The organism is Roseateles sp. P5_D6, assembly GCF_054049415.1.
On record NZ_JBFUMK010000021.1, the window covers coordinates 88054 to 114765 of the forward strand.

Sequence of the window (26712 nt, forward strand, 5' to 3'; positions counted from 1 at the left end):
GCCGGGACGATGGGCGCCAGGGGCGCGCAACCCGACAGGGCTGCCACCAAGGTCAAGAAGGTGCGCCTCCAGAAAGCCGGTACCGGCCTGGCTCTCAGGGATTCATTCACGATTTTCAACTCCAAAGGTCTCGCGTTTCTTTCCGAGACGCACGTGTACTTGGTTGCCATCGATCAACTCAATGACATGCCCGCTCGGTAACTTTTCGCCGACCTTCAAACGCTCGGCAGGCTTGCGATCACCCTCATACAAAACCAGCACGCCACCCACCTTGCCTTGGCCATAAATGCCCGCGAGGCGCCATCGCGGCGCTTCTTCCTGCGCACCGGGTGCGCTGGCCGCCTTCGCCGCACCCCATTGCGCAGAGGTCGCGACGATGGCAGCCCGGGTCGACGAACCATCAGCCTTCGGCAGCGCCGGCAGTTGCCAGGCATCGCGGCGCGCCTGCACGGGAGCCGGCGCCTTGTAGGCTGTCGTCTCCCCAGCGAACCAGCCGAGCAGCACGACGGCCACGGTCAGCAGCAGCTTGTTGCGTAACGTCATCATCTCAGGAAGCCTTCGCCTGCTCGCGATACAGAACGCGTACTTCGATCTCGGCCCGAGGTGGAGCAGCCTGAGGGCGCAGGCGCAGTGTGTCAACGATAATCAGTTGGGGCGACTGGCTGACCTCGGACAGGAAGCCCGTCAGTGCCACGCGATCGCTCATGTCCACGATCAACCGTACGCGCAACGGGCGTGCGCCATCGCTGGTTGGCTTGGTGTCACCGGCAACGATGCTCAGCTCGCGAATCGTCAGGCCCGCCTTTGCAGCCATTTCGCGCAATCGGTCCTGCAGCGTGGCCTCGGCCTGGCCCTGACTGGCGGCGGTCCAAAGCAGCGCCCGCGCGCTCTCGAGCTGCGTGCGCGCATCCTCGGCACGCTGCGGCCAGACCGTTTCCGATCGCAGCGAACTCAGGCGCTGCATCTGGGCCTGGGCTTCGTCGCCTTCCGCGCGCCATGCGGCCGCCTGGTCTTGCGCCAGCAGCGAGAACCAGATCCAGAGCGTGGCGAGGATCATTCGCACGCCCCAGCGCAGGCGCGCATTGCCCATCCACTCCCGGCGAGCCTGGAGCCAGGCTTCACCCAGCGTGGCCTGCAGGTTCTTGGCTGTATCGACTTTCACTGCTTCGTCCCTGCACTGCCGGGCGGTGTAGGCGGCGCACCTTCGCCGCTCAGGCGCTGCAAGCCGGCATCGGCACTGCTGCGCTGGGGCGGCGACACGGACGACAGCTTCATCTGCAGGTCAAGGCCAGCACGAGGCTGTCCATCTCGCGCTTCGGAGACCTGAGTGAACCAGCCACCCGCCTCCAGTCCAGCGATGACCTTGCTGCGCGAGACATCGGCCGGCAGGTCCAGCACGACACGGACTTCCATGCCCTGGATATCGGCTTCCCGGATGAGGCCCGTGCTCGGTAGCAGTCGCAGCAACTCCTCGAGCACCTCAAGGGGGCGCGGCGCCTGCAAAAGCGAAATCAGTGCTGCACTCTGGTCTGCCGAGGCCAGGGCCTTGTCACGCGCCGCCAGCACCGGTGCAACCCCGACTTTCAGTTCCGCGAGCGCAAGCTGCGCCTGACGGCGTGCCTCGAAGCTGTCCCAAAGCGCTCGCGCGGACATGGCGCCGAACCCGATCAATACCAGGGCCAGGACGCCGACCAGCACCCGCTCGTTGCCCTGACCGACCTGCCCGAGCTGATCGGCAGAAACCGGAAGGCGACCAGGTTTTTGCCAATTGGGCGATTCAAGCTCAGGGGCGGTGCTCGCCGAGCCCGCCCAGCCAGCCTGCCGCAGGAATAGCGACCATTCCTGAGCGCTAGGCCGAGTCGCCCACCAACGGGTGACCCGCAGCACGCCAGCCTTCCAGGCCTGGCCTTCGAATCCGTCGAGCGCCTGCACCATGCGCACCCCTTGCGAGTACGCTTCTCGCGCCAGGGTCTCAGGCAACCAGGCTGGGTTCTTCACCGCAACTTGGTCAAGGCGATGCTTCTCGATGGCAAACGCCTGCGCGACCGCCCCCTGCCAACTGATCAAATACTGCGCATCCGGCAGCGGCTCCCAGGCAGCCAGTTGGGCTCGCAAGGCGCCCAGCCGGTCTGCCTCGGGCAGCTCGGAAAGGTCGAATGCACGGTGACGGATCACTCCGCGCGAGATCAAAGTTAGCCCTCGCGCCTGCGCGCCCTGCGCACCGAGTTCCAGCCGGTCACAAAGAAGGCGGGGCAGACGGAGCGGGTCGAGCGAGGTCTTTGCTCGCGTCAGGAAACTTGGCGGCGGCTTGATGGGCATCAGGGGCGGCGAATCGATCCGACGGGCGAACTTCTTGGATCAGCCAGGGCGCGTAGGCCCCCGTCGGCAGAATCGAAAGAGTGTATTCGACCGCCATCGGCAGTCCGGGGGCCCACAACTGAACACGCAGCTCGTTGCTGGCATGGAAGTGCACGCTTTCGTCAGTGGGAAACGGAATGCCCGTTGCTGCGATTGCAGCAGTGGCATCGACAAACGGAGCCGTTCTTCTCAGTCGGTCGAAAAGATTCCATTGATCTGCGGATACTTTGGGCCAAAGCGCTCGAAGCAAATCCAATGGCGCTGTATTTGGATTGAACGAATCATTTCTCATAACGTTCGTCCATGAAACCATCCGCTGGCGCAACTGTGGATTTGTCGCCCAAACTGGCATCAGCGCAGTTTCATCGGTGGAAAGTATCCAGTCGTTGCGCGGCGGCGCCAGGCCGACGGCCGCATAGTCAGGCGCCTCGGCACCGTTGAGCCGCTTCAGGGAGTCGGTGTCGGTGTAGTCCAGCAGGATGTCGATCATGGCGCTCGCCTGATCCAGGGAAGCCCCGGCGCCGATCAATGCGGCAAGCCAACGTTCGCGCTGCGGCACGTTCAAGGACAGCAGCCCGCGAGCGTCCTGCACCCGGATCCAGGCGCCATTGCGCATTTCGTAGCTCCGATTGTCCAGCGCAAGTGGCTGCTCATCGGCGAATCCAGAGGACGCCAGGCCGAAGGGCCGCGTGCTCAACCAGAACAAGGCCCGAGCCTTTGCGCTTTCTACCAGCAGCCGTCCCTGTGCCAGGTTCTGCATCGAGGTTGCCTGCTGTCGCAATGCGTCCACGCGCAAAGCGAAACGCGTGGCGACGAAAGCCACCAGTGCCAGCGAGGCGATGACGAAGATGAGGACGTAGCCGCCCTCACGTTGAGAGACTCTTGAAGACTTCATCAAGGGAGCTTGGAGAGTTCGATCCGCTTGCCCAGCCGCTCGGAGGATGCCTGCAGAGCTGCGACAAAGAGCACTGCTTCAGCGTCGCCATGAACTGCAATGGCTCGGGGGATCAGCTGAGCATTCGGCACCTTGAGCGGCCATTCACTCAGCCACGCTCCGCTCTGGTCCAAATAACTAAAGTGGCCTGCATTACCTTTCCAGCGCGCCAGCACGGCCGTTTGCACGCGCTTCTCAACTGGGCCCACGTCCATCGTGAGTTCCGTCTGGTCCGTGGATTGGCTATAGGTCATCGACAGCGTCACCGGCATAGGCCCAGCCGGTTCGACCATCGGCAGCAGACTGCTGATGCCCTGAACCTTGCGCGGGCCGCCCAGCACTTCATCCGCAGTGCCAGGCTCGCCGGCTCGCAAGCCTTCCAGGGACTGCTGCAGCCATAGCACGTGCAGCCGCTCGAGCCGTGGCTGCAACTGACCGGTGCCGAGGCGCCGCTCCAACTGCCCGAGCTGAAACAGGCCCTCGGCCATCAGCGTCGCCACCATCGCGGCGATGACCAGGGTGACCAGCGTCTCCAGGAGCGTCAATCCATGCTGGTGACGGCCGGCGCTCATGGCGGCTCCTCGCCGCGCCGCCTCGCTTGCACGTTCAGCGCATTCAGCCCAGGCTGCTCAAGGCTGAATTCCACGTGCGTGCCGGTCGACTCCTCGGTGCTCACGACGTCCAGCCGGTACAGGCCCACTTCCCAAACCGGGCTCTGGCTTCCACCAAAGGGCAGGCTGTGGCGCAGTGGCTCTATCAGTTCCGAACTCCAGCGCACGAGCACGGCGCCAACGCGCCTCTCCCCTTTAGGTTCGACAAATGGATTGATATTGGTGACCAGTCCCACCGTTGTCAGCTGCAAAGCTGCGCGGGCCTGCGCATCTTCAATGCGCCGGACGTCGGTCAGGTTCTGGCCGATCCAGGCGAACAAGGCCAGCCCGGCGCTGGCCAGGATGACCAACGCGATGATCGCCTCCAGCAGGCCGAAGCCGCGTTCATGCGGTTTCATACCCGACGGTTTCAGCCCTGCACGTCGCCAGTGACGGCCATGACGCGCCACACCACCGGCGGTGCGCCACGTTTGCCGAACCGAATCTCTCCAGCGCTCGCAGCGCCCGTCGGACCGTAGCGCAGCGGCGCTGAAAGCTCGATGACCACATCTGTCGGAATATCCGGTACGAGCTCTCTCACAGACGACGCGTCCAGATTCAAGGCGCGCCCCTCATGAAAGGCCCGCAGAGGCAGATTCAAGAGTTGTGCGCGCAGATCGTCCTGCCAGGCGCGCTGGCGCGCCGCCTCCAACCACCTCACCCCCGATGGCGCGACGAGCCCAGCAGCCAGGGCGATCAGCACAAGGACGACGAGCATCTCCAGCAAGGTGAAGCCGCGAAACGCGCGCACCTTGCTGGGGTGGAGACAAGTGCTCACTGAGCAGCCGGAAGAACACCCACGTCAGCCGCGTCGCCCGTGCCGCCGCGCTTGCTGTCGGCTCCCAGGGAGAACAACGCAAACGGCTGGCCGTCAGCGCCGGGCACGGCATATTGATAAGGTTGGCCCCAGGGATCTTCGGGGAGCGCGCCGTCCAGATACGGCCCGCGCCAACGGCTGGCCAAGGCCGGCTCCGGGGGGGGCTTTGTCAGCAGAGCAAGCCCCTCTTCAGGCAGCGGGTAGCGGCCGATGTCCAGGCGCAGGCTCTCTACGGCACCTCGAAGCATCTTGGCCTGCGTGATCGCCGCGGTGACCTTGGATTGATCGACCTTGCTGAACAGGCGAGGCCCGACGAGCCCGGCTAGCAGGCCAATGATCACGAGCACGACGAGCATCTCGAGCAAAGTGAACCCTGATGGGGCCGCCTTGCGGCTCCGCCCATGCTTGAACAATCTTGACATCTCAGAATCCGCGGCGACTAAAGCCGAGGGATTTTAGGTTGAGCGCATTTCCAACGAATTGCCACCGGCAAATAAAAAGGGCGCCCGAAGGCGCCCTTGACCAATGTCAATTGATCAGTTCGTACCCGGACGCAGCAGCGGGTAGGACGACATGTCAGTCACCTTGCCGGTCGTCGGATCGTAGGTGTACGAGTTGTACACGCCCGAAATCTTGTTGTTCGGGGCAGCGATGATGAACTTCAGGGCGAAGCGCGTGCCGGCGCTCAACGTCGGGCAGACTTCCGAAGCGTTGATGAACAACTGCTTGCCAGCCAAGAGCGAGTATTCAGTTTTACCGGCGCCACACTCCACATCTTTTTCGGTGATTACCGAAGCCAACACAGTCGCATCGGCCGAGTGCTGGCTCGTCAACACGGCACGGTTACCGTTAGTAAGCGGGCCGTAAATCGACGCCAACGGCGCTTGCAGTTCCGTACCGTCGCGGTCGATGGTACCGATCGTGGCAGCAGCGACGTCGGCAGTGGTCGCAGCCGTTGCAGCGGTCACGTCCAGCAGTGCAGTCACCGACTGGGACAGAACCGCGGTGTTACCGGTCACGACGTAGCACAATGCACGCGTTGTGTCAGCCTGGCCAGTCACGGGCAACGTGAACGATGCCGAAGTCTTGCCAGTATTCAGAGTCAGGGCGGTGGGAGCGGTAGCGCAGTCGTCAGTAGACGTACCCAACGTGCCAGCAGCGCCGAAATCGCCAGCGAACGTGACCTTGGTAGTTGCCTGCACCAAATCCTCAAGCTGCACTTGTGTGCCAGCCGTGTTCAACACACCAGTCACGACACCGTAGGTGAAGGAACCGATGCGAGCGGTCAGGAGGTCAGCGGTCGCGGGGGTCGCACCGGTCGTGGTACCAGCGGTAAATTTCTTGAACGACTGCTCAACGGCCGCCGTTGTGTTGTTGGTCGTCAGCGTGAACTTGATACCCGTCGAGAACTTCAACAGGTCGCCAAAATTCCTGTACAGCCACGTCGAGGTGGCGTTAGCGACTGCAGCGACGGCAGTCTCGTACAACGAATACGTCGCGACGACGTTCGCAGCATTGCCGTTAGTCACATTGAGCGAGGGCAACGTGATCGTCAGAGCATCGCTTTGAGCATGGCCCGCGCCGGCTGCAGTCACCTGGTAAATCACGTAACCGTCGCCAATTGCGCCGCCCTGAACGACGATGCTGTTTGCAAACGCAAGCGTGCCGTTGACTACGTTGCCACCTGCTGCAGCGGATGCAAGCTTGGCGCCGCCAAGGTCAACACGAATGTAGCGGTCTTGACCACCACTGACACCGAAGCCAAGCTTCGTCGTGATGGTCTGGCCGGCAGCGATAGCGACGCCGGGAGCCACCGAGCTGTAGTTCAACTCTTTGGCAAACGTACCGGTCGTCACGGCCGTGTCCAGGTTGACCGAGGCAAACGCTCCGCCGCCAACCAGCGCACCGATCGCCAGAGCGGTCGCCTTAAACACAAATTTTTTCATTCGGTGAACTCCACAAGGGTTATGGAAAGAGATCGATGATTCGCGAATCACACGCGTTTAGAAACACGCCGCGGCATTCTAGACCGCGTTTTTAAGCGTTTGTCAATGAAACAGCTCGGCTTCGGGAAAACACGTGAGAACCACACGGCCTGCAGCCGGTCAGCTTAGGCCGTACAGCAGCGGAGTTCATAGTAGTAGCGTCGCGCGAAAGGCTCCTCATGGACTTACGACTTTCGTTGCCAGTGAGAGACACTTCGTACGGGTCACACACTTTGTACGCATGCTTCACGCCATTGACGCGTCAACGCCGCGCGGCTCGACAACGTACTCTGATCCAAGGAGTACCGAAAGAAACCGTCGCACCTCCGCGTCCGAGGAGGGTGGATTTTCACCTTGCGCGACACCTTTTAACCATGCATGAACCGCCGCATGCCGGGGGCCATCGTCAAGCTTGGCAATCAACAGCCGCTTGACCGGAGTCGGCATCGTCGCGTCGGACTCGGACAACAGTTCTTCATAAAGCTTCTCGCCCGGCCGCAGACCGACATATGAGACAGGGATATCGCGCTCGCTATGTCCCGACATGCGGATCAGGTCCTTTGCGAGGTCCGCGATCCGCACGGGCGCTCCCATGTCGAGAACAAAAACCTGCCCTCCCTCGCCGAGCGCCGCAGCCTGAACGACCAGGCGCGCCGCCTCAGGTATCGTCATGAAATAGCGCGTGATGTCCGGATGCGTCACTGTCACCGGACCGCCTCTGGCGATCTGCTCCTTGAATTTCGGAATCACGCTGCCGCTGGAGCCCAGCACATTGCCGAAACGCACGGCCATGAAGCGGGTGGCGTGGCCCTGGGCCGCCATGTGGCTGATGACCAGCTCGGCCGCGCGCTTGGTGGCGCCCATCACATTGGTTGGATTGACAGCCTTGTCCGTACTGATCAGCACAAAGCGCTCGGTGCCACATTCGGCTGACGCCAGGCAGGCGTGATACGTGCCCATTACGTTGTTGCGCAGGCAGGCCGCGGCGTTGCCCACTTCCATCAACGGCACATGCTTATAGGCGGCTGCATGGAAGACCACTTGGGGCCGATGGGCGGCGAACGTGGCCCGCAAATGAAACAGATCCTTCACGTCGCCGATCAGCCGCAGCAGTGGCAGATGCGGAAAGTGCTCGCTCAGCTCCTGCTCTATCTGATAAAGCGCGAACTCGCTGAGCTCGTAGAGCACCAATTGGCGCGGCCGATAGCGCGCGATCTGCCGGCAGAGCTCACTACCGATGCTGCCGCCGGCGCCCGTGACCAATACCACCTTGCCACTCAGTGCCTCGCTGATGCCACCCTCGTCGAGTTGCACCGGTTCGCGGCCCAGCAAGTCCTCGGGCTCGATATCGCGCACCTCATTGACGCGACGACCAGCCATCAGCTCCGAGCTGCTGGGCACGGTCAACACCGGCAGACCGGTGGCACCCGCGACGTCAAGGGCCCGGCGCCGTTGCTCAACGGAGGCTGCCGGCATGGCCACGATGATGTGGGTTACGCCATGCACGCTGGCGAATCGCCGCGCGTGGCTCAGGTCGCCCAGCACGGCCAACCCAGCCACGCGCCCGCCCAGTTTGGCGGGATCATCGTCCAGGAAGCCCACGACCACCCAACCCTGGCTGTGCTGGATGCCCGCCACCAGCAGGCGGCCCGCGTCGCCGGCGCCCATCACCAGCGCCCGCCGCTGCTCCTGGGCGCTGCCGCTGATGCGGCTGCGCATGTGCTCGTAGAGCATGCGGTAGCCCATGCGCATCATGGCCAGCAGCATCAGCGTGAACAGCGGATGCAGGGCCAGTACGGCCCGAGGGACAGCATGCAAATGGGCCATCAGCACGGCCGCGGTGCCGATCAGGCCCGCCAGCGTGCAGGCCAAGGCCAGACGCTGGACCTCGCCGAAGCCGGAGAAGCGCCACATGCCCTTGGGCACGCGCAACAGGTACAGCACAGCCGCATAGATGGCCAGCAGCCCCAGCAGCACCCAACCGTCGTAGTCGGGGCGTGCCGAGAACCAGCGCTCGAAACCGAGGCGGAACAGATAGGTGGCCTGCCAGGCGATGGCAACGACAACGACGTCGAGCAGCAGGGCCAAGGCTTCACGGCGCGGTCGCAGGCGCGTGAGCAGGGTGTCGAGAAACTGCCAGTTCATTGGGAAGCGATTGTCAGCCGCGCAGCACGCGGGCCAACGTCGCCAGGATCAGCCGCAGGTCGGTCATCAGGCTGGCGCTGGCCGCGTACTCGGCTGACAGTTTGAGTTTTGCGGGCATCACGACCTCGCGGTATTCGCGCTCTGGGTCCTGCGCTGCAGCCAACATTTCGGCCTCGTGGCTGAAAGCCAGCGACGCGGGATCGGTGATGCCCGGCCGCACCGCCAGCACGCGTTCACGCAATTCGGCCGAGTAGAGCTCGACATAGCGAGGCAACTCCGGCCGCGGGCCGACCAGGCTCATCGCGCCGCGCAGCACATCCCAGAGCTGGGGCAGCTCGTCGAGCTTGGCCTGGCGCAACACACGGCCCGAGCGCGTGATGCGGGGGTCGGCGCCGACCGTGATGGCCGCACCCGGCTCGACGCGCATCGTGCGGAACTTGTGGATGGTGAAGGGCACGCCATGCCGGCCCACACGCGTCTGGCGAAACAGGGCCGGGCCGGGAGAGTCGAGCTTGATCCAGACCGCGGCCAGCAGCAGCAGCGGCGCGAGAACCAGCAGCCCCAGCGCCGCACTGACCACGTCGAACAGGCGCTTGATCAAGCCAGCAGGCCCCTCACGGCGGCGATGACGCGCTCGACGTCCGCGTCGCTCATCGCCGTGTACAGCGGCAGGCTGACCGTGCGCTCGAAGGCCTTCTGCGACTGCGGGAATTGCTCGGGCGTCAGACCGTAGCGGTCGCGCCAGTAGGGATGCAGGTGCAGGGGCACGTAATGCACGCTGCAACCGATGCCGGCAGCGTACATGCCCTCGATGAAGGCATCGCGTGTGATGCTGGCTTCGTCGGCCAGGCGAACGACGTAGAGATGCCAGGAGTGCGTGTCGCCCTCCGGCGCATCGGGCGGCAGGATCAGCGGCAGGTCGGCCAGGGCCTCGTGATAGCGCATCGCGATCTGCTCGCGGCGCACCTGGAAGGCCGGCAGGCGCTTGAGCTGATGCAGGCCCAGAGCCGCGGCGATGTCGGTCAGGTTGTACTTGAAGCCGGGCGCGACGATCTCGTAGTACCAGCTCGGCACCTTGGCCGTGAAGCGGTCGAAGGCGTCGCGGCTCATACCGTGCAGGCGCATGACGCGGGCGCGCTTGGCCAGTTCGGCGTTGCGCGTGACCAGCATGCCGCCCTCGCCGGTCGTCATCGTCTTGTTGGCGTAGAAGCTGAACACCGTGGCGTCGCTGCCCAGCGTGCCGATCAGCTCCTTCTCCAACGTCGTCGGCAGCGCGTGGGCGGCGTCCTCGATGACGCGCAGGCCGTGGCGGCGCGCGATGTCGAGGATGGCCAGCATGTCCACCGCAAGGCCGGCGTAGTGCACAGGCAGGATGGCGCGGGTCTTTGGCGTGATCGCGGCCTCGATGGCGCCAATGTCGATGTTCATCGTCGCCGGGTCGATGTCGACCAGCTTCACGTCGGCGCCCAGATAGCGCACGACCTCGGCCGTTGCCGTGAAGGTGTGGGTAGTCGTGATGACCTCGTCGCCAGGGCCCAGGCCGATGGCTTCGAGCGCCAGGTGCAGGCCGGCGGTGGCCGAGTTGACGGCGATGCACTCGATCTGCGGGTCACCGAGGAAGTCGGCAAAGGCTTGCTCGAAGCGCTTGGCCTTGGGGCCGGTGGTGATCCAGCCGGATTTCAGCGTGTCAACGACTTCGGCGATCTCGTCGTCGCCCAGGTCGGGCAAGGCAAAGGGAAGAAAGGGCTGGGCACTCATGAAGGGATTTTCGACGATCAGTGTTTGGCGATCAGCACCAGCCGGTGGGTACGCAGCCAGGGGATGAGGTTAAGCAGGCCATAGGCCGCGGGCAGCGCACGAGCCAGCGGTGGCGCCAGCGTCACGCGGCGGGCCGTGAAAGCGCCTTGCGGGAAGAGCTGTCGAACGCGTGCCAGCGGCACGCCGCGGACGTCGGGGTTGCGCGGATTGTTGACGGTGAAGTCGTACCAGACGACGACGCCACCCGGTTTGAGCCAGCGCCACATCGCGTCGGCCACTCGCTGCTGCAAGGCGTCATCGAGGATGGACGAGAAGACCGTGGATTGCAGCACCAGGTCCTGGCTGGCCGGTGCGACGTCGGCTTCTGAAGCATCGCCTGGGAGCAGGCGCACGCTTTCGGGCAGGGCGGCGCGCGCGGCGTCCAGGCGCTCGGGTAGCAGTTCGATGCCGGTCAGGTGCGCGGGCAGCAGCCCCAGGCGCAGCAGGTCCAGCAGATTGCCACCGGCACCGCAACCCACCTCGGTCGCACGCCAATCGGCCGGACGGCCGGGCCGTGCGGCCAACAGCTGCAGCAACACGCGCTGGCGCTCCTGCCACATCCGCCACACCTCAGGGCGCAGCAGGCTGTAGCGGTCGCCCGTATTGCGGCGAGCGTAACGCTCGGCGATCTGCTCCAACTCAGTCACGACAGGGCCTCGATGAAATGGGCAGCAAGCACGGGGTAGGCGTGGTGGGCCATCGCAAAGGCACGACCTCGCTCGCCCATCTCGGCGCGCTGCTCAGACGTCAGCGTCGCCAGCTTCAGCAGGCCCTGGGCCACGGCGTCGGCGTCTTCCGGCGCGACCGTCAGTCCGGCGCCGGCCTCGGCGACCGGGTCGTTGCCCGCCTGAACCGAATGCAGTACGGCGCGGCCGGCCATCAAATAGTCGATGAGTTTGTTGGGCGCGATGCCGAAGCGGTAGATGGGTGTGCGCTGCCAGCCGATGTAGGCAATATCGAAGCGGCTCAGCAGCGTCGGGATCTGGGCTTTGGGGATGGGAGCGAAAAAGCGCACCTGCTTCAAGCCCTCGGCATGGGCGCGCTCGGCCAGGCGCGCCGCCTCGTGGCCGCTGCCCACCAGCACGAAGCTGATCGGCCGATCGCGCAGTTGGGCGGCTGCATCGAGCAGCACGTCGAGTGCATTGGGCAGTCCCATGGAGCCGGCATAGCCGACGACGACGCGGCCGGCCGCGCGCTCTGCGTCAAGATGCGCCGCCAGCGTCGCACCGAATGGCGCGCTGTGGCCCTGCCATTCCTCGGGCGCAAAGCCATTGGGCACGATGCGCAGCTTGCTCAGATCCAGGCCCTTTGAGGCCATGTGCTCGTGCACGCAGGGCAGCATGGAGACGACGACATCGGCGTCTCGGTACGCATCCGCCTCCGCCTTGCCGCACATCAGCGCGAAAGGATGGCGGGGCGACATGCCGGACAGCTCGATCAACGACAGCGGCCACAGGTCATGCACCTCGTAGACCAGCTTGGCCTTCGCGAGTTTGGCGAGCTTCTTGGCAACCCACACATCCATGGGATAGGTGCTGGACGCGATGACGGCGTCAGGCCGGAACTCGCGCGTCAGCCGCCAGGCGTCAGCGCGCAACCGGCGCAGGAAGGACAGGATGTTGCGCAGCCGCCCAACGCCGTTGCCGTGATAGCTCGGCACGGGTAGCCAGCGGTAGCGAATGCCGTCGATGATCTCCTCGACCGGTTGGCCAGGCACTTCGGGCTGCACGGCGCGCACATGGGAGTAGCCGGCCGCGACGATGGTGACCTCGTGACCCGCCCTGACCCATTCACGGGCCAAGTAGTAGGGCCGGAACTCCATGCCGTGCGCAGGCGAACCGGCGTAATGGTTGACCAGGAGAATCCTCATGCCGGCGTGAGCTCCTTGAGCCGGGTCAGGAAGCGCTGCACATGGGGCTCGAAGAGGCCGTTGGCGGCAACCCAGTCGCGATTCGCAACGGCGAGTTTGGTCGTGTCCAAGGTCACCATGCGCGCCGGCAGGTCGTCCAGCGAGCCAACGATGAGGCCACGCGCCGAGTCGCCAATCAGCTCGATGTTGGCAGGCAGCGCGGACAGCAGCGGAACGCAACCATGGGCCATGGCCTCCAGCACCGAGACCGACACCGAATCGCTTGCCGGCAAGCTCAGGAACCAAGCCGAACGTGCATAGTGGCTGGCCTGAGCTTGCGCATCAAGGCGACCGACAAAGGTGACCTTGTCGCCTAGGCCACGCGCCGTGACGTCAGCCTCCAGCGCGGCTCGCAGCGACCCGTCATTGGCCACGACCAGCCGCGCTTCGGGCTGCGCCGCCGCGATGCGCGCGAAGGCGTCAATGACAAGCTGCGGCCGGTAGATGGGTTCCAGCCCCCGGTTCGCAAAGCACAGCCACGGCTGCTTCTTCGCGTTCTGCTTGGGCATGGCTTCCAAACCGAATGGGAAGGTCATCACCTCGCGCGCACCCAGCTCGCGCATGCGCTCGGCCATATGGACCGAATCCGACGTCGTCACGGCGCATTCCCGCAACGCCTTCTTCGTCAGCCAGCGCCAGGCGCCGCCACGCTGCGGCGTCACGAGGATGTCGCTGCCCCAGGCCGAGCCGGCAATCTGCGCGCGCAGCCGCCAACCCATGCGGGCCGCCCAGGCCAGTGAACCGTGGGAGGTCAGATAGTGGGCATGCAGCCAATCGGCGTCCGTATCGGCCAGCCAGGCACCCACGCGGGGCAGCTGCTTGATCAGCGCGACGTTGCCGCCGCCATGGTCGGGCGCCGTATTCAGCGCCAGCCGGCGTGCGTCGGGAAGCAGTTGGTGGAACTCGGGCAGGAAGCCACGCGACGAGATGGCATGCAATTGCACACGTGGGTTGAGCGCACGGGCCCACTTCAGCAGGTGCGGGCTTTCGCCGTCGCCGATCAGAACCAGTTTCAGGCCGGCACCCAAGCTCATCGAGGCACTCCGGCCCAGGCTTCGTAGGCTTCACGGAGTTCGGGATGGCGCGCCAGCAAGGCCGCATCGCGTTCCCGCGTGTCGCCCACCTGACGGGCGGGCTGGCCGGCCATGATGGCGAAGTCGGGTGCGGCGGCGCGCAGCTGCGAGTAGGCGCACAGGATGGCACCCTTGCCGAGCGTGCTGCCGGGCTCGATAAGGCTGTGCGGCCCGACAAAGCTATAGGCGCCCAGCCGGATGGGGCCTTTGCGGTAGCCCGGCAGCTCGCCACCCAGCACCGCGCTGCGGCGGCCGTTCACACGCAGGGCGTTGTGAGTGCTGTGGGTCACGATGGAACAGAAATTGGTGATCTGCACGCCTTCCTCGATGACCAGCCCCGCGCCGGCGTCGATGAAATTGAACTGGCCGATGAAGACGTGGTCCGCCAGCTGCAGGCCGCCCTCGCCTTCGATGCAGGTACTGGGCGCGATGCGCGAATGCGGCGCGCCGGCCTCGCCGAACAGCATGCGAAAGCCGAGCAGCCGCAGGAGGCGACGACGAAAGCGGTTGAGCCAGGATCGAATCATTCCCAGGTCCAAAGTGCCCAGAAGAAGTAGCCGAAGTAGAGCAGCATCGCCGCGGACACGCCCCAGCCGGCACCGGCCAGGCCGCCCAGGTAGATGCCGGCCGCCAGCCCGCCGATGAACATCGCCTGCCCGACCAGCGCCAGCTTCAGCGCCCAGGCCTGTGCACCCCAGGCCATGGTGACGACGGACAGCGGCGACGCGATGAAGTGCAGCGCGACATAGGGTGCCAGCGAGCGGGCCAGTTCGCCGGCGCCGCGCCATTCGGGGCCGAAGACGGTGGCGAACAGCCATGGCCCGAAGGCCAGCAGCGCGAGCATCAGCGGCAGCGCGATGGCCGTCAGCAGCAGCAGCTTCTTGCGCACCAGGGCGCGGGCTTCGCTGCGGCTTTCGGTCTGCGTGAGCCGGGGGTAGAGGGCCTGCGACAGCGAGCCACCGACGAGGCTGGCCGGCGCCTTCAGATAGCGCAGTGCCAGCGCCCAGGCGCCAGCCTCGGGCGAACCCAGCCAGGCGGTCAGCAGCGCGATGGCCAGGGTGTCCTGCAGCGCGCCGGCAAAGGCGTGCGGCGTGTTCAGCAGCGGGAAGTCGCGATGCTTCTCGGCCATGGCGCGCAGCGGCTGGGGTGCCAGCAGGCCACGCCAACCGCGGGCGGGGGCCGGCTGCGCCTGCAGGGCTGCGGCAGCAGCCGTGGCCAATGTGGCGCCGCCGATCAGCCCCCAGGGCCCCGCCTGCAACAGGCCGAAGCCAACCTGTGCAATGGCGCCGCCGCCCCACTGCACGACACGGCCCCAGGCCAGCACGCCAAACCGACCGGCTCGAGCCGCCCATTGCGCCAGCGCCTGGCTGGCCGCGGCCGCCAGCACGGCCGGCGGCAACGCGGCGGCAACGGGAAGATCCGCCCAGATCATCCAGGCCCCGCCGACGACGATGGCCATGGCCGTCATCGCCAGCAGCACGCGCAGGCACAACGCCAACAGCGCCGCGGCGCCCTCTTCGCCCGTCTCGAGCGCCAGCGCGAACTCGTAGCGCGCACAACCGACAACGGCCAGATTGCTGGCTACCGTCCACACCAGAGAGAACTGGCCGTACTCGGCCGGCGTGTACAGCCGGGCGATCCAGGGGCCCAGCAAGAGCGGCACGGCCTGGGCCAGCGCGCTGCCGGCAAGCAAGGTGAGAGTGGCGCGCGTCAGGCTGTGGGAGGTCATCAAGGCGCGAGATTCTAGAATCGCTGGTTCGACTGAAGGCCCGCAATGACCACAACGACTCCGACTCCTGTTTCGACCGCTCAGGCCGACGACAACCAATTGATCGCCGAGCGCCGCAGCAAACTGGCCGCACTGCGGGCCACCACAGCGGTGCCTTTCCCCAACGACTTCAAGCCCCAGCACCGCGCCCAGCCCCTGCAGGCCCAGTACGGCGAGGTGCCCAACGAGGAGCTGGAACCGCAAGCCGTCAAGGTCAGCGTGGCCGGCCGAATGATGCTCAAGCGCATGATGGGCAAGGCGAGCTTTTGCACGCTGCAGGACGCCACTGGCCGCATCCAGCTGCGCGTGACCATCGACAACGTTGGCCCCGAGGTCTACGACGCCTTCAAGCACTGGGACCTGGGCGACATCATCGGTGGCGAAGGCACGTTGATGAGGACCAAGACCGGCGAGCTGTCCGTCGCAGTGACGACGCTGCGCTTGCTGACCAAGAGCCTGCGCCCGCTGCCGGACAAGTTCCACGGCATGACTGACCAGGAGCAGAAGTACCGCCAGCGCTATGTCGACCTGATCACGGACGAAGACGCCCGCAAGCGCTTCACGGCGCGCTCCAAGGCGGTGTCGGCCATCCGCAGCTTCATGGTGGACCACGGCTTCCTGGAGGTCGAGACGCCCATGCTGCATCCGATCCCGGGCGGCGCCAACGCCAAGCCCTTCAAGACCCACCACAACGCGCTGGACCAGGAGATGTTCCTGCGCATCGCGCCTGAGCTCTATCTGAAGCGCCTGGTCGTGGGCGGCTTCGAGCGCGTGTTCGAGATCAACCGCAACTTCCGCAATGAAGGCATCTCGGTCCGGCACAACCCCGAGTTCACGATGATGGAGTTCTATGCGGCCTACTGGACGCATCATGACCAGATGGACTTCACGGAAGCCGTGCTGCGCCACGCGGCGATTGCCGCAACCGGCAGCGCCGCGCTGACCTATGCCGGCAAGCCGGTGGCGCTGGACAAGCCGTTTGCGCGCGTGTCGGTGCGCGACTCGCTGATCCAGTTCGCCGGCCTCACCGAAGCCGAGGCCGATGACGCCGACGTGCTGCGCGCCAAGGTCAAGGCCGCCGGCGAAGAAGCGCCCGCCCGCTGGGGCCTGGCCGAGCTGCAGTTCGGCCTGTTCGAGGCCGTCGTCGAAGAGAAGCTCTGGGAGCCCACCTTCATCATCGACTACCCCGTCGAGGTCTCGCCGCTGGCCCGTGCGTCGGATGCCAATCCCAAGATCACTGAGCGCTTCGAGCTCTTCATCACCGGCCGCGAGTACGCCAACGGTTTCTCCGAGCTGAACGACGCCGAGGACCAGGCCGCGCGCTTCCACGCCCAGGTCGCCAACAAGGATGCCGGCGACGAAGAGGCGATGTTCTTCGACGCCGACTTCATCCGCGCGCTGGAATACGGCATGCCTCCGACCGGCGGCTGCGGCATCGGCATCGACCGGCTGATGATGTTGATCACGGACTCGCCGTCAATCCGCGATGTGATCCTGTTCCCGGCGCTGCGCCGGGAAGGCGGAAACTAGGCTGCCGAGGCGGGCGCTTTGCCCGCGATGCATTCGCTGTCGATGAGCTGCGACAGCTGCGCGAAGGCGTCATGCGGCATTTGTTGCGGGGTCTGGTCAAGGGGACTTTGAAGCAGGCGCAAAGCAAAAAGGGAACGTTTTCTACACGTTCCCTTTTTATCTCCAGTCAGTGCCTTGATGCCCTAACTGTCTGGCATTGCCCTCTCGGGTCGCCTTTCGTCGGTTTGAAACCGCTTTGTTTCAGCGTTCGCTCAACGGCTGGCCAGGGCGGAGGCACGGCGCACGACAGGAGCCGGGAAATCACCCAGTTCGCGGGCGGCGTTTTCACCATGGTCGGCTGCCTGGGCGGCGGCGATCTTCTCGTCGGCGCGCACTTCGCTCGGCTTGACGGTCAGCACGGCCTGGCGGGGAAGCTTGACAGTGGCAACCGCGGCAGCCTTGGCCGCGCCCGGGGTCGTCACTTCGATGCCCTTTTCGCCCTGGATGGCGGCCAGTTCGCCGCTGTTACGGGCCGCAACCAGATCGGCAACGACTTGCTCGCGGGTCAACGGGGTGGTTTGGGCGGAGGCGGCGCCTGCGGCGATCAACAGGGTGGCGGCGATGAGGGTGGACAGCTTGCTCATGACGGGCTCCTTCAGTGTCTGGCAGGAACTTCCTGCTTTCTAGGTCACTCGGACATCGCGACCGCGGTGTCCATGGGCCGAACTGTAGGGAGTCGATCTCAGTAGAAATACTAGGCTGACGGGAACTGACTATTCATTCAATGCAAACAATCATCCCTAGATCGTCATCGCTTTGCCACAACTCATCAACGGTGTTCGAAGTTGGGCGGCCGCTTGGCCAGGAAGGCCTCCATGCCTTCGTGCTGGTCATGGCTGCCAAACAGCGCGTGGAAGTAGCGGCGCTCGACGGCCACGCCGTCGGTGAGCGGCGCCTGGTAGGCGAGGTTAACGAGTTCTTTGATCAGCATGACCGAGGGGCCGCTGAAACCGTTGATCGTCTCGGCGGCGGCCAGGGCCTCTTCGAGCAGCTTGTCAGCCGGCACGACGCGCGACACCAGGCCGGCGCTTTCAGCCTCCGTCGCACCCATCATGCGAGCGGTGAGCAGCATGTCCATGGCCTTGCTCTTGCCCACGGCGCGCGGTAGGCGCTGGGTGCCGCCGGCGCCTGGCACGATGCCCAGCTTGATCTCGGGTTGGCCGAACTTGGCTGTGTCGGCCGCGATGATGAAGTCGCACATCATCGCCAGCTCACAGCCGCCGCCGAGCGCAAAGCCGCCTACCGCAGCGATGACGGGTTTGCGCACCTGCAGGATGGTCTCCCAGTTCTTGGAGATCAAACCGCTCTTGAAAGCCGTGGCGAAGGTGTGGGGCAGCATGGTCGGAATGTCGGCGCCGGCCGCGAAGGCGCGCTCCGATCCGGTCAGCACGATGCAGCCGATGCCGTCATCGGCGTCAAAGGCGAGCAGGGCGGCGCCCATTTCGTCCATCAGTTGGTCGTTCAGCGCGTTCAGCGCCTTGGGGCGGTTCAGCGTGATCAGCCCGGTCTTGCGCGGGCCGTCGCCATGGACGGCGGTGATGATGCATTCGTAGGTCATTGGCTGAGTCTCCTGGGCGTGTCGTTGATTGATTCTGGCGCGGCTTGCAGCGGCGCGCTCTTGAGCATGAGATCGATATAGGTGTCGGCGTCCTGTCGGATGACCAGGCGCACGGGCAGGTATTGCAGGCCAGGTGCCAGCCAGACTTCAGCGGCCAGGTCGCCACCGGCGGGCGCACGGGTGGGCCTGAGATGCCAGCTGGCCAGCGGGCCCATCGGCGTATCCAGCGTCTCTTCGCCCACCACTTCGTATTGCCAGATGTATTGACGGCGAGCCAGCACCAGCGGGAACTGCACGGTGCGCCCAGCCTGGAGCAGCTCGCGGCCGGTCAAAAAGAGCCAGGTCAACTGGACGAACTGGCTGGCCGAATCTTGCGCGCCCCGCGAGGCCGGCTCGCGCGCACCGGTGGCGAGTTGGACCTCATTGCCCAGGAAGAACACGCTGGCGCGCCGGCTGTCACTGAGGATGACCTTGGTCTCCTCGTCGTAGCGTTGCGGCGCGATGCCCTCGGGCGTCAACTGGCCCTGGCTGCTCATGCGTCGTGTGATCAGCGGCGCGAAGCCGGGGCCGACGCCGACGTCGAGGTGGACTTGGTAGTCCCGCCCCTTGCGCAGCCATTCGACCTGGGCCTGGCCGCTGACTGGTCCCCGGTAGTTGCCGGTCAGCACATAGCTGAGCCGCGTTGACAGCGGCCATTCAGGACCGGGCTCGCCGTCCACCGACGGCGCCGACGCGGCCTGGGCAACGGAGGCGGGTTGTTCAGGCGCTGACGCTACGGACGCGACGGGCTCGGGGAACGGCGGTTCCGATGCGGCGACGGGCTCAGGTGCGGAGGCCGCCGGACCTGGCAGTTGGACGTTCGCTGACGGCGCCTTGGTACGCGGCTTAGGTGGCGAAGGCGGCCGCACGCGCAAAGCAGGCGGCTCATGCAACTGCATCTCGCGCACCAGGGCGATCTGCATGCGCGCCGGCATGGGTGGCGGGCCTTCGCTGATCCAGCCCTCGTGGATGCGCTGCACCTCGTGGCCGAGCAGCAGATGCAGTGCCAACACGGCCAGCACCAGCAGGCCCGGCGGCCGCGGTGTCTTCATGCTGCCTCAGGCGCCGAGCCAGTGGCGGCGCGCAGCGTGGGACCCGTCGGCCAGCGTCAAGGCAACCGCAGAGGACTGCGGCGCTGGGAGCTCGACATTGAGCTCGATCAAGCGCTGGTCGCGGCTGACGAGCAGGCGCAGCTGCGTCTCGCCGCTGCCCAGCAGGCCCGCCACCTCATCGAGGCGACGCAGGCGCCAGCCGTTACAGCCGAGGATCTCGTCGCGTGCATTGACGCCGCCCGCCTCGGCGGCGCCGCCAGTGAGTACATGAGTCACGCCAATGCCGGTCAACGCCGCCTCGCGCACGCGCAGGCCCAGGCGCTGGGCGACGTTGGTCCGGCCCTCGTCGCGCCAGACAATGCCATGTCTCTCCAGCAGCGCGCGCAGTGGCAGCTCGTCGCGGCCATGCACCCAGCCGTGCAATTGCGCCGCGACCGCGTCGATGGACAGCGCACGCACAGCGTCGAGGATGTCGGCCTCACTGACCGGGCCGCCGGCGCTGGCCGTCCACAGTCGCGTCATCAGCGCATCCAGGCTGGATTTTTGATCCCGCAGGCTCAGGTCCAGGCAGAGCGCGACAAGGGCGCCCTGGCCGTAGTAGTTGCTCGCGGCGTTGACGCTGTTCTCGTCGGGCCGGTAGTACTTGGTCCAGGCCTCGAAGCTGGCTTGGGCCAGCGGCTGCACGCGCCGGCCCGGCGAGGCCAGCACGCTGTTGACGCTGGCAGCGAGCAGTTTCAGATACCGCGGCGCATCGACCAGGCCGGCGCGGCACAGCATCAGTTCGTCGTAGTAGCTGGTGAACCCCTCGAAGAACCACAGCAGCTCGGTGTAGTTCTCGCGCTGGTAGTCGAAGGTCGCGAACTCCGCCGGGCGCAGCCGCTTGACGTTCCAAGCATGGAAGTACTCGTGGCTGAACAGGCCGAGCAGACGCACATAGTTGTCGCTGGGTGCAGCGCTTTCAGCGGCTGTCGGCAGTTCACGCCGTGCACAGATCAGCGCCGTGCTGGCACGGTGCTCCAGGCCGCCATGGCCGTCATCCACGGCCGAGAGCAGGAAGCTGTAATGCTCGAAAGGTGCACCACCCCAGAACGCGATGTGGGCCTCGCAGATGCGCCGCACATCGGCCAGCAGGCGCTCGCCGTCAAAGCTCGGCCAGGCGCCGGCCACGACGATGCGATGCGGCACGCCGGCGGCGATGAACTCGCCCTGCCAGTGCGGGCCGATCTCGAAAGGGTGGTCTAGCAGTTCATCGTAGTCGGCGGCCTCCCAGCTTCCCTCGGCAGCGCTCATCCCGGTTGCGGCACGCCAGCCCTCGGGCAGTTGCCCCAATGTCACGCGATGCGCCTCGCTCTCACGGCCATGGGCGCGCAAGCACAGGCTGCTGGCGTTGAAAAAAGCGCGCCGGCTGTCCAGCCAGGCGGTTCGCACCGAGGCGTCGAAGGCGTAGACGTCATAGCTCAGGGTCAATGCCTTGGCTCGCGGCTGGCCGCTGCAGCGCACGCGCCAACTGGCCTTGTCGAGTTGCTCGACGACCAGTTCGTTGCCGCCCTGACGGGCCGTCATCCCGCTCAGATGCTTGGCGAACTCGCGCACGAGGTAGCTGCCAGGGATCCACACCGGCAGGCTGAAGAACTGCTCAGCCGCTGGGCTGGTAAGGGTCAGCGTGACGCGATAGCGATGGGCCGCAATGTCGGCCAGCTCAATCTTGTAGCTTGGTCCCCGCATCAGCTACCCGCGGCGGCGAGAAAGCAGCTCAGCGCTGCGACGGCCGTGAGCCGAAAGCGCAAGGTCAGCCAGTCCGCCGCGCCGAGCTGCGGGTACACGCGGCGGTCGACGAGATAACAGGCGATCAGCACACCGCCATGCAGAGCCAGGCCCGCATAGGCCGGCATTACCACACCCAGCCAGCCCAGCAGCACGGCGCTGATGCCCCAGACCAGGGGCTGACGCCCAGGCAGGCCACGTGCAAAGGACAGGCCCCAGTGGATGCCGCCGAGAAAGGCAATGACCAACCCGGCATACGCTGACATCCCGACGCTCACAAACGTGTGCTGATCGAGGTCACGGTCGCCGATCAGCCAGATCAGGGCGCATCCGAGCATGAAGGGAACGAGGCCGGCGTAGCCCAACCGATGCGCGAGCTCGCGGCGATCCACGCTCATCGGATTCAGGATTTGCTGGCCGGCGCGGCCAGGGCTTGCAGGCGCTTCTCCAACTCCACCGGACCGACGGCACCAGGGATGCGATTGCCGTCCTCCAGCAGGATGGCGGGCGTACCGTTCACATGGATCTTGCGCGACAGCGCGAGGTTGCGCTCGATGGCGGCGTCGTCGCAGGAAGCCGGTGCCTTGGCCGGCTGCTCGCCCTTGAGCATCCAGCCGAGCCAGGCATTGACGTTGTCCTTGGCGCACCAGATCGCACGCGTCTTCTCGGGAGAGTCGCCGCCAAGGATGGGGATGAGGAAGGTATAGACCGTCACGTCCTTGAGCTCCTGCAGGCCCTTCTCGAAGCGCTTGCAGTAGCCGCAGTTGGGGTCGGCGAAGACGGCGATCCGGCGCTTGCCGCTGCCGTTCTTCCACACCAGCGCATCCTTGAATGGCAGGCTCGCGAAATCGATCCGGTTGAGCTGGGTGATGCGCTCCTCGGTCAGGTTCTTCTTGGCCTTCAGGTCGTAGAGCTCACCTTCGATGAGGAAGCTGCCGGTCGCGTCGGTATAGCGCACCTCATTGCCGATGCGGACCTCCCACAGCCCGGGCATGGGGGCCGGGCGGATCTCGTCGACCTTGGGCGCGTTGGGCATGCGCTCGGCAAGGGCCTTGCGGATGACGGCGTCGTTGGCCAGCGCGGGAAGGCTGATGGCAACAAGCAGGCCGGCCAGGAGTCGAAGGAACGTAGAGGACACGATGGGAGAGCCGGTTGGGGTTCAGAGCCCGAGGGCGCGCTGGGTCAGCCAGCGCTTGACGGGGGTGAGTTGGTTGAGCGCATCCAAGCCGCGGTTGCGCAGGCTCTGGACGGCGGGGGAAGAGTTGGCGAAGAGACGCTGCAGCACGTCGGTCAGCTCGCCCATTGCCAGCGTCGGCGCGAGGCGCTCGCGGGCATAGCGGCGCAGCAGGCGTTCGTCGCCGAGGGGGCGCCAGGACTCGCGCGCAGCCAGCACGTGGGCAAGCGCGGCGACGTCGCCCAGACCGAGGTTCAATCCCTGGCCTGCCAGCGGGTGAACGATGTGAGCTGCATCACCCAGCAGCACCCAACCCGGGCCGCTGACGACATCCGCGCGGGCCAGAGCCAGCGGCCAACTCGATCGCTCGCTACCGAGGCCCAACTCGCCCACAGCACCACCGGTGGCAGCATTGAGTTCGCGTTCGAATTCGGCGGCCGGCAAGGCTTGCAGTTGTTCGGCCCGCGCCTCAGCGCAGGACCAGACCAGGCCATAAGACGCACCAAGCGCCGGCTTCTCGAAAGGCAGCAGGGCCAGCACCTCGCCACCCGGCTGAAACCACTGGCGAGCGACACCCTGATGGGGCCGATCGGCTTTCAGTCTTGCGGCCAGCGCGCGATGGCCATAGGGCTTGAGCTTGAAGTCGACGCCCAGCGCGGCGCGCGCGGTCGATTCGCGACCTTCGCAAAGGGCGATCAGCGCTGCCGAGGTGTTATCCGCGACGTTGTGAACATGAGGAGAGAAGCGCAGGGCCGTCGCGAGCTGCGCATCCAGCGCGGCGGCGTCGACGATGACGGCCAACTCACGCAGGCCTTGCTGCCATGCCGAGAAGCTCAGTCGGCCGGCAGGCTGGTTGGCGACGGCATCACCGCCGACGACCATGTCGTAGACGGGACTGATCGCGTCAGGGGGCAAGCTGTCCCAGACCTTCAGCTCCGTCAGCAGGGCGACCGAGGCGGCGTTGAGCGCATAGGTCCGCACGTCGTCGGCGCGAGGCGTTCCCGGCGCGCCGGTCATGCCCACGGTCAGCCCCTGAGCAGCCAGGCTGAGCGCGAGGCTGCCACCGACCGCCCCCCGTCCTCTGACCAACACATCCACGCTTTGCATCGGGCAATTGTAGGCAGCGGTGATGCCCGCATCGCCAGCTGGGCCGGCCCGAAGGAGTCGACAGCGCCGGCCGACTAAAATCCCCGATTCGGCGTCGGCCTGCCGTCGCCCGCCCTCCCCTACGGAAAGCCCCCGCCATGAGCCTCAAATGCGGCATCGTGGGCCTGCCCAATGTCGGCAAGTCCACGCTCTTCAACGCCCTGACCAAAGCCGGCATCGCGGCTGAGAATTATCCTTTCTGCACGATCGAGCCCAATGTCGGCATCGTCGAACTGCCCGACCCCCGCCTCGCGGCCCTGGCCGAAATCGTCAAGCCCGAGCGCGTCATGCCCGCCGTCGTCGAGTTCGTCGACATCGCCGGCCTCGTCGCTGGCGCGAGCAAAGGCGAGGGCCTGGGCAACCAGTTCCTGTCCCACATCCGCGAGACTGACGCCATCGTCAATGTCGTGCGCTGCTTCGAAGACCCCAACGTCATCCACGTGAATGGCAAGGTCGACCCGATCTCGGACATCGAAGTGATCCAGACTGAGCTCTGCCTCGCTGACCTCGGCACCGTCGAGAAGAGCCTGCACCGCTATAACAAAGTCGCTCGCGCCGGTGACAAGGAAGCCATCGCGTTGGTCAAGGTGCTGGAGAAGTGCCAAGCCGCACTGGACCAGGCTCAGCCCGTCCGCACCATCAACTTCAGTAAGGAAGAACTGGTCATTCTGAAGCCCTTATGCCTGATCACGGCCAAGCCGGCCATGTTTGTTGGCAACGTCTCGGAAGACGGTTTCGAGAACAACCCGTTCCTTGACCGCCTGAAGGAATATGCAGCGGCCCAGAACGGCCCGGTGGTGGCGATCTGCGCCAAGACCGAGTCGGAGCTGTCCGAAATGGAAGACGAGGATCGCGCCCTGTTCTTGGCCGAGATGGGCCAGGATGAACCCGGTCTCAACCGCCTGATTCGTGCCGCCTTCAAGCTGCTGGGCCTGCAGACCTACTTCACCGCCGGGGTGAAGGAAGTGCGCGCGTGGACCATCCACATCGGAGACACCGGCCCGCAAGCCGCCGCGGTCATTCACACCGACTTCGAACGCGGTTACATCCGGGCGCAGACGATTGCCTATGACGATTTCATCAAACACCGCGGTGAGCAGGGCGCCAAGGACGCGGGAAAGATGCGCGCTGAGGGCAAGGAATACGTCGTCAAGGATGGCGACGTGCTGCATTTCTTGTTCAACGTCTGATACCGGCGTCGGACCTTCTTCTGGAACCCGCTTCGGCGGGCTTTTCATTGCCTGGGTGTCCCGGAGAGGCCAAGGCTTGGTGGCGGCAGTTGCCATCGGGACTCGAATGGTTTTGACCTGCCCGGGATTTCCGAGACAGTAATTCCTAGAAGACGGCGGGTTGCGGGTCTTGACGGAGTTGGTGCTTGAACTCCGTCGGGGTCAAGTATTGCAGGCTGCTGTGCGGCCTGACCTCGTTGTAGTGCTGACGCCAGGACTCGATGACGACCTTGGCCTCGCGGCGCGAGCGGAACCATTCGACGGACAGGCACTCGTCGCGGAACTTGCCGTTGAAGCTCTCGTCGGTGCCGTTCTGCCAGGGCTTGCCAGGGTCGTTGAGCACGGTGGCGATGCCGGCGCTGGCGATCCACTCCAAGATGGCCTGGCTGACGAACTCCGGCCCGTTGTCCGAGCGCATGAACAGCGGCGCCCCGTGCGTGCTCACCAGGCGCGACAGCACCTCGATCACACGCTTGGAGCGGATGGACCCGGCTACGTCGATGGCCAGGCACTCGCGGGTGTATTCGTCGATGACGGTCAGGCACTTGAGCTGCTGGCCCGTGGCGGTCGTGTCGAAGACGAAGTCGTAGGCCCAGACCATGTTGGCCTTGAACGGCGTTTGCACGCGCGGCCCCGTGGAGGCAGTGCGCTTGCGCGAGCGTTTCCTGGGCACCAGCAGCCCGGCTTGGCGCCACAGCCGATGCGTGCGCGACCAGCTCAGCTCGAAGCCACGCCGTCGCAGGAAGATGCGGATACGGCGGTAGCCGTAGCGCGGGTACTGGGCCGAGAGTTCCTTCATCGCCTCAATCACCGGGGCATCCTTGGCCGGCAGGCGGGGCTCGTAGCTGGGCGTGGCGCGTGACATGCCGATCAGCCCGCAAGCCCGACGCAGGCTCAGGCCACGCTCGCGAGCGAGGGCGACCTGGGCGCGCCGAGCCAGCGGGCTCACAATTTTTTGCGTTGATCTCCTTCAGGACTTCGATGTCCAGATCACGCTCGGCCAGCAGTTTCTTGAGCCGGCTGTTCTCCACCTCCAAGGCCTTCAGGCGTTTGACGTCCGCGACCTCCAACTGGCCGAAGTGCTTGCGCCAGGCGTAGATCGTCGGCTCGCTGACCTTGTGCTTCTTGGCCGCCTCGGCCACCGTGGTGCGGTCTGCCTCGCGCAGGATCGCCACCATCTGCTCTTCCGTGAATCGACTCTTTCTCATGGGCTTCTCGGGGGATGGAGCCATCTTCTCTGGGAATCAATGCCTCGGAGAACCCGGGCAGGTCAACCGCCCGACCATCCAGATCGCCGTCACTCTGACCGAAATTACGCAATGGTCAAGCCGCGCTACCTTTTCATGTCCATGCCGCAGCAGCCGTTGTTGAATGCCATGCGAGTGATCGTCGATCGCTACGGACTGGCGACGCAACTTGGCCTGGCGCTTTTCGTGCCGACGAATTGGCATCAGTCCCTTTCGGACCGCCATTGGGAGGAAGACACGCCAGATCTGCGCGAGCGGATGCTGCGTGCGGGTGGCAGGGTTTCAGCGCAGGCGGTTGCCATGATGACCCTGTCCCAGGATCCCGTACCGTTCGGTAACAGAATCGACCGGCATGAAGAGGTCCTTGAATGGGCCAGGAGTTCATGCCATGAGGAAGAGCAAGTTCACTGAAGAGCAGATGGCCTACGCGCTGAAGCAAGCTGAGCTGGGCATCAGCGTCGAGGAGGTCTGCCGCAAGATGGGCATCAGTAGCGCCAC

At 65.4% G+C, this 26712-nt stretch carries 29 protein-coding genes; 4 read left to right on the forward strand and 25 right to left on the reverse strand.

Features of this window, described 5'->3' with window-relative positions:
- Positions 1-102: 102 nt before the first annotated feature.
- From ACXJKM_RS23845 to ACXJKM_RS23925, 17 genes are all read right to left on the reverse strand, one after another.
- A complete protein-coding gene (locus tag ACXJKM_RS23845; protein WP_056204367.1) occupies positions 103-546 on the reverse strand; it encodes a hypothetical protein in 444 nt (147 codons plus the stop codon).
- Between the two features lies 1 nt (position 547).
- The gene (locus ACXJKM_RS23850) at positions 548-1057 is read right to left on the reverse strand and encodes a GspMb/PilO family protein (RefSeq protein WP_457355703.1); all 510 of its coding nucleotides are present in this window, start codon (positions 1055-1057) and stop codon (positions 548-550) included.
- 101 nt (positions 1058-1158) lie between these two features.
- Entirely contained in the window at positions 1159-2319 is a 1161-nt protein-coding gene (locus ACXJKM_RS23855; protein ID WP_157282134.1) for a hypothetical protein, read from the reverse strand.
- Positions 2237-3253 carry a general secretion pathway protein GspK gene (locus ACXJKM_RS23860; RefSeq protein ID WP_457355705.1) on the reverse strand — a complete coding sequence of 339 codons (1017 nt, stop codon included), beginning with the start codon at positions 3251-3253 and terminating at the stop codon, positions 2237-2239. Before ACXJKM_RS23860 ends, ACXJKM_RS23855 begins: the two co-directional genes overlap by 83 nt.
- Complete coding sequence (locus ACXJKM_RS23865) at positions 3253-3864, reverse strand: prepilin-type N-terminal cleavage/methylation domain-containing protein (RefSeq protein WP_457355707.1); 612 nt, start codon at positions 3862-3864, stop codon at positions 3253-3255. The genes ACXJKM_RS23860 and ACXJKM_RS23865 overlap by 1 nt, the downstream gene beginning before the upstream one ends.
- Complete coding sequence (locus ACXJKM_RS23870) at positions 3861-4301, reverse strand: type II secretion system protein (protein ID WP_457355709.1); 441 nt, start codon at positions 4299-4301, stop codon at positions 3861-3863. The genes ACXJKM_RS23865 and ACXJKM_RS23870 overlap by 4 nt, the downstream gene beginning before the upstream one ends.
- Before the next feature lie 11 nt (positions 4302-4312).
- Positions 4313-4720 (reverse strand): prepilin-type N-terminal cleavage/methylation domain-containing protein, encoded by a 408-nt coding sequence (locus ACXJKM_RS23875; RefSeq protein ID WP_056204386.1) that lies wholly within the window; start codon positions 4718-4720, stop codon positions 4313-4315.
- Entirely contained in the window at positions 4717-5181 is a 465-nt protein-coding gene (gene gspG, locus ACXJKM_RS23880; RefSeq protein WP_457355711.1) for a type II secretion system major pseudopilin GspG, read from the reverse strand. Before gspG ends, ACXJKM_RS23875 begins: the two co-directional genes overlap by 4 nt.
- Before the next feature lie 114 nt (positions 5182-5295).
- The gene (locus tag ACXJKM_RS23885) at positions 5296-6705 is read right to left on the reverse strand and encodes a hypothetical protein (RefSeq protein ID WP_457355713.1); all 1410 of its coding nucleotides are present in this window, start codon (positions 6703-6705) and stop codon (positions 5296-5298) included.
- A gap of 285 nt (positions 6706-6990) precedes the next feature.
- A complete protein-coding gene (locus ACXJKM_RS23890) occupies positions 6991-8889 on the reverse strand; it encodes a polysaccharide biosynthesis protein (protein ID WP_457355715.1) in 1899 nt (632 codons plus the stop codon).
- Positions 8890-8902: 13 nt separating this feature from the next.
- Positions 8903-9490, reverse strand: coding sequence for a sugar transferase (locus tag ACXJKM_RS23895; RefSeq protein WP_056204400.1), 588 nt, complete (start codon positions 9488-9490; stop codon positions 8903-8905).
- Positions 9487-10647 carry a DegT/DnrJ/EryC1/StrS family aminotransferase gene (locus ACXJKM_RS23900; protein ID WP_457355717.1) on the reverse strand — a complete coding sequence of 387 codons (1161 nt, stop codon included), beginning with the start codon at positions 10645-10647 and terminating at the stop codon, positions 9487-9489. Before ACXJKM_RS23900 ends, ACXJKM_RS23895 begins: the two co-directional genes overlap by 4 nt.
- Before the next feature lie 17 nt (positions 10648-10664).
- Positions 10665-11333, reverse strand: coding sequence for a class I SAM-dependent methyltransferase (locus ACXJKM_RS23905; protein WP_457355719.1), 669 nt, complete (start codon positions 11331-11333; stop codon positions 10665-10667).
- A complete protein-coding gene (locus ACXJKM_RS23910; RefSeq protein WP_457355721.1) occupies positions 11330-12556 on the reverse strand; it encodes a glycosyltransferase family 4 protein in 1227 nt (408 codons plus the stop codon). Before ACXJKM_RS23910 ends, ACXJKM_RS23905 begins: the two co-directional genes overlap by 4 nt.
- A complete protein-coding gene (locus tag ACXJKM_RS23915; protein WP_457355723.1) occupies positions 12553-13629 on the reverse strand; it encodes a glycosyltransferase in 1077 nt (358 codons plus the stop codon). The genes ACXJKM_RS23910 and ACXJKM_RS23915 overlap by 4 nt, the downstream gene beginning before the upstream one ends.
- Positions 13626-14192, reverse strand: a complete 567-nt coding sequence (locus ACXJKM_RS23920; RefSeq protein ID WP_457355741.1) for an acyltransferase — start codon at positions 14190-14192, stop codon at positions 13626-13628. Before ACXJKM_RS23920 ends, ACXJKM_RS23915 begins: the two co-directional genes overlap by 4 nt.
- Positions 14192-15397 (reverse strand): lipopolysaccharide biosynthesis protein, encoded by a 1206-nt coding sequence (locus tag ACXJKM_RS23925; RefSeq protein WP_457325201.1) that lies wholly within the window; start codon positions 15395-15397, stop codon positions 14192-14194. Before ACXJKM_RS23925 ends, ACXJKM_RS23920 begins: the two co-directional genes overlap by 1 nt.
- 45 nt (positions 15398-15442) lie before the next feature.
- Here ACXJKM_RS23925 and lysS point away from each other — a divergent pair, with 45 nt between their 5' ends.
- The gene (gene lysS, locus ACXJKM_RS23930) at positions 15443-16966 is read left to right on the forward strand and encodes a lysine--tRNA ligase (RefSeq protein WP_457355725.1); all 1524 of its coding nucleotides are present in this window, start codon (positions 15443-15445) and stop codon (positions 16964-16966) included.
- A 251-nt stretch (positions 16967-17217) separates the two neighbouring features.
- Here lysS and ACXJKM_RS23935 read toward each other — a convergent pair whose 3' ends face one another.
- The 7 genes from ACXJKM_RS23935 to ACXJKM_RS23965 all read right to left on the reverse strand — a co-directional run bounded on the left by ACXJKM_RS23935 (position 17218) and on the right by ACXJKM_RS23965 (position 23699).
- Positions 17218-17589, reverse strand: coding sequence for a DUF4148 domain-containing protein (locus ACXJKM_RS23935; protein ID WP_056204416.1), 372 nt, complete (start codon positions 17587-17589; stop codon positions 17218-17220).
- 185 nt (positions 17590-17774) lie between these two features.
- Entirely contained in the window at positions 17775-18563 is a 789-nt protein-coding gene (locus tag ACXJKM_RS23940) for an enoyl-CoA hydratase (protein WP_457355727.1), read from the reverse strand.
- Entirely contained in the window at positions 18560-19654 is a 1095-nt protein-coding gene (locus ACXJKM_RS23945) for a DUF3108 domain-containing protein (RefSeq protein ID WP_457355729.1), read from the reverse strand. The genes ACXJKM_RS23940 and ACXJKM_RS23945 overlap by 4 nt, the downstream gene beginning before the upstream one ends.
- A gap of 6 nt (positions 19655-19660) precedes the next feature.
- A complete protein-coding gene (locus ACXJKM_RS23950; protein WP_457355731.1) occupies positions 19661-21379 on the reverse strand; it encodes a M61 family metallopeptidase in 1719 nt (572 codons plus the stop codon).
- Positions 21379-21816: a DUF3429 domain-containing protein gene (locus tag ACXJKM_RS23955; protein ID WP_056204427.1), complete on the reverse strand. Its 438-nt coding sequence runs from the start codon at positions 21814-21816 to the stop codon at positions 21379-21381. The genes ACXJKM_RS23950 and ACXJKM_RS23955 overlap by 1 nt, the downstream gene beginning before the upstream one ends.
- Positions 21817-21821: 5 nt before the next feature.
- Complete coding sequence (locus ACXJKM_RS23960; protein WP_457355733.1) at positions 21822-22556, reverse strand: DsbC family protein; 735 nt, start codon at positions 22554-22556, stop codon at positions 21822-21824.
- 21 nt (positions 22557-22577) lie between these two features.
- Complete coding sequence (locus ACXJKM_RS23965) at positions 22578-23699, reverse strand: FAD-dependent monooxygenase (RefSeq protein ID WP_457355735.1); 1122 nt, start codon at positions 23697-23699, stop codon at positions 22578-22580.
- Positions 23700-23836: 137 nt separating this feature from the next.
- Between ACXJKM_RS23965 and ychF the strand changes: the two genes are divergently transcribed.
- Complete coding sequence (gene ychF, locus ACXJKM_RS23970; protein WP_056204434.1) at positions 23837-24928, forward strand: redox-regulated ATPase YchF; 1092 nt, start codon at positions 23837-23839, stop codon at positions 24926-24928.
- Positions 24929-25073: 145 nt separating this feature from the next.
- On the opposite strand, the gene ACXJKM_RS23975 is transcribed toward ychF, so the two are convergent.
- Positions 25074-26175, reverse strand: a protein-coding gene (locus tag ACXJKM_RS23975) for an IS3 family transposase (protein ID WP_457355737.1) whose coding sequence is annotated in 2 segments (ribosomal slippage) — positions 25074-25923 and positions 25922-26175 — 1104 coding nt in all. Because the reading frame shifts where the segments join, the coding sequence is not laid out codon by codon here.
- A 111-nt stretch (positions 26176-26286) separates the two neighbouring features.
- Here ACXJKM_RS23975 and ACXJKM_RS23980 point away from each other — a divergent pair.
- Together ACXJKM_RS23980 and ACXJKM_RS23985 are read left to right on the forward strand one after the other, a co-directional pair.
- Positions 26287-26625 carry a hypothetical protein gene (locus tag ACXJKM_RS23980; RefSeq protein ID WP_056204442.1) on the forward strand — a complete coding sequence of 113 codons (339 nt, stop codon included), beginning with the start codon at positions 26287-26289 and terminating at the stop codon, positions 26623-26625.
- The coding region (locus ACXJKM_RS23985; RefSeq protein ID WP_457355743.1) for a transposase at positions 26603-26712 on the forward strand (110 nt) is incomplete at its 3' end. The genes ACXJKM_RS23980 and ACXJKM_RS23985, both read left to right, overlap by 23 nt.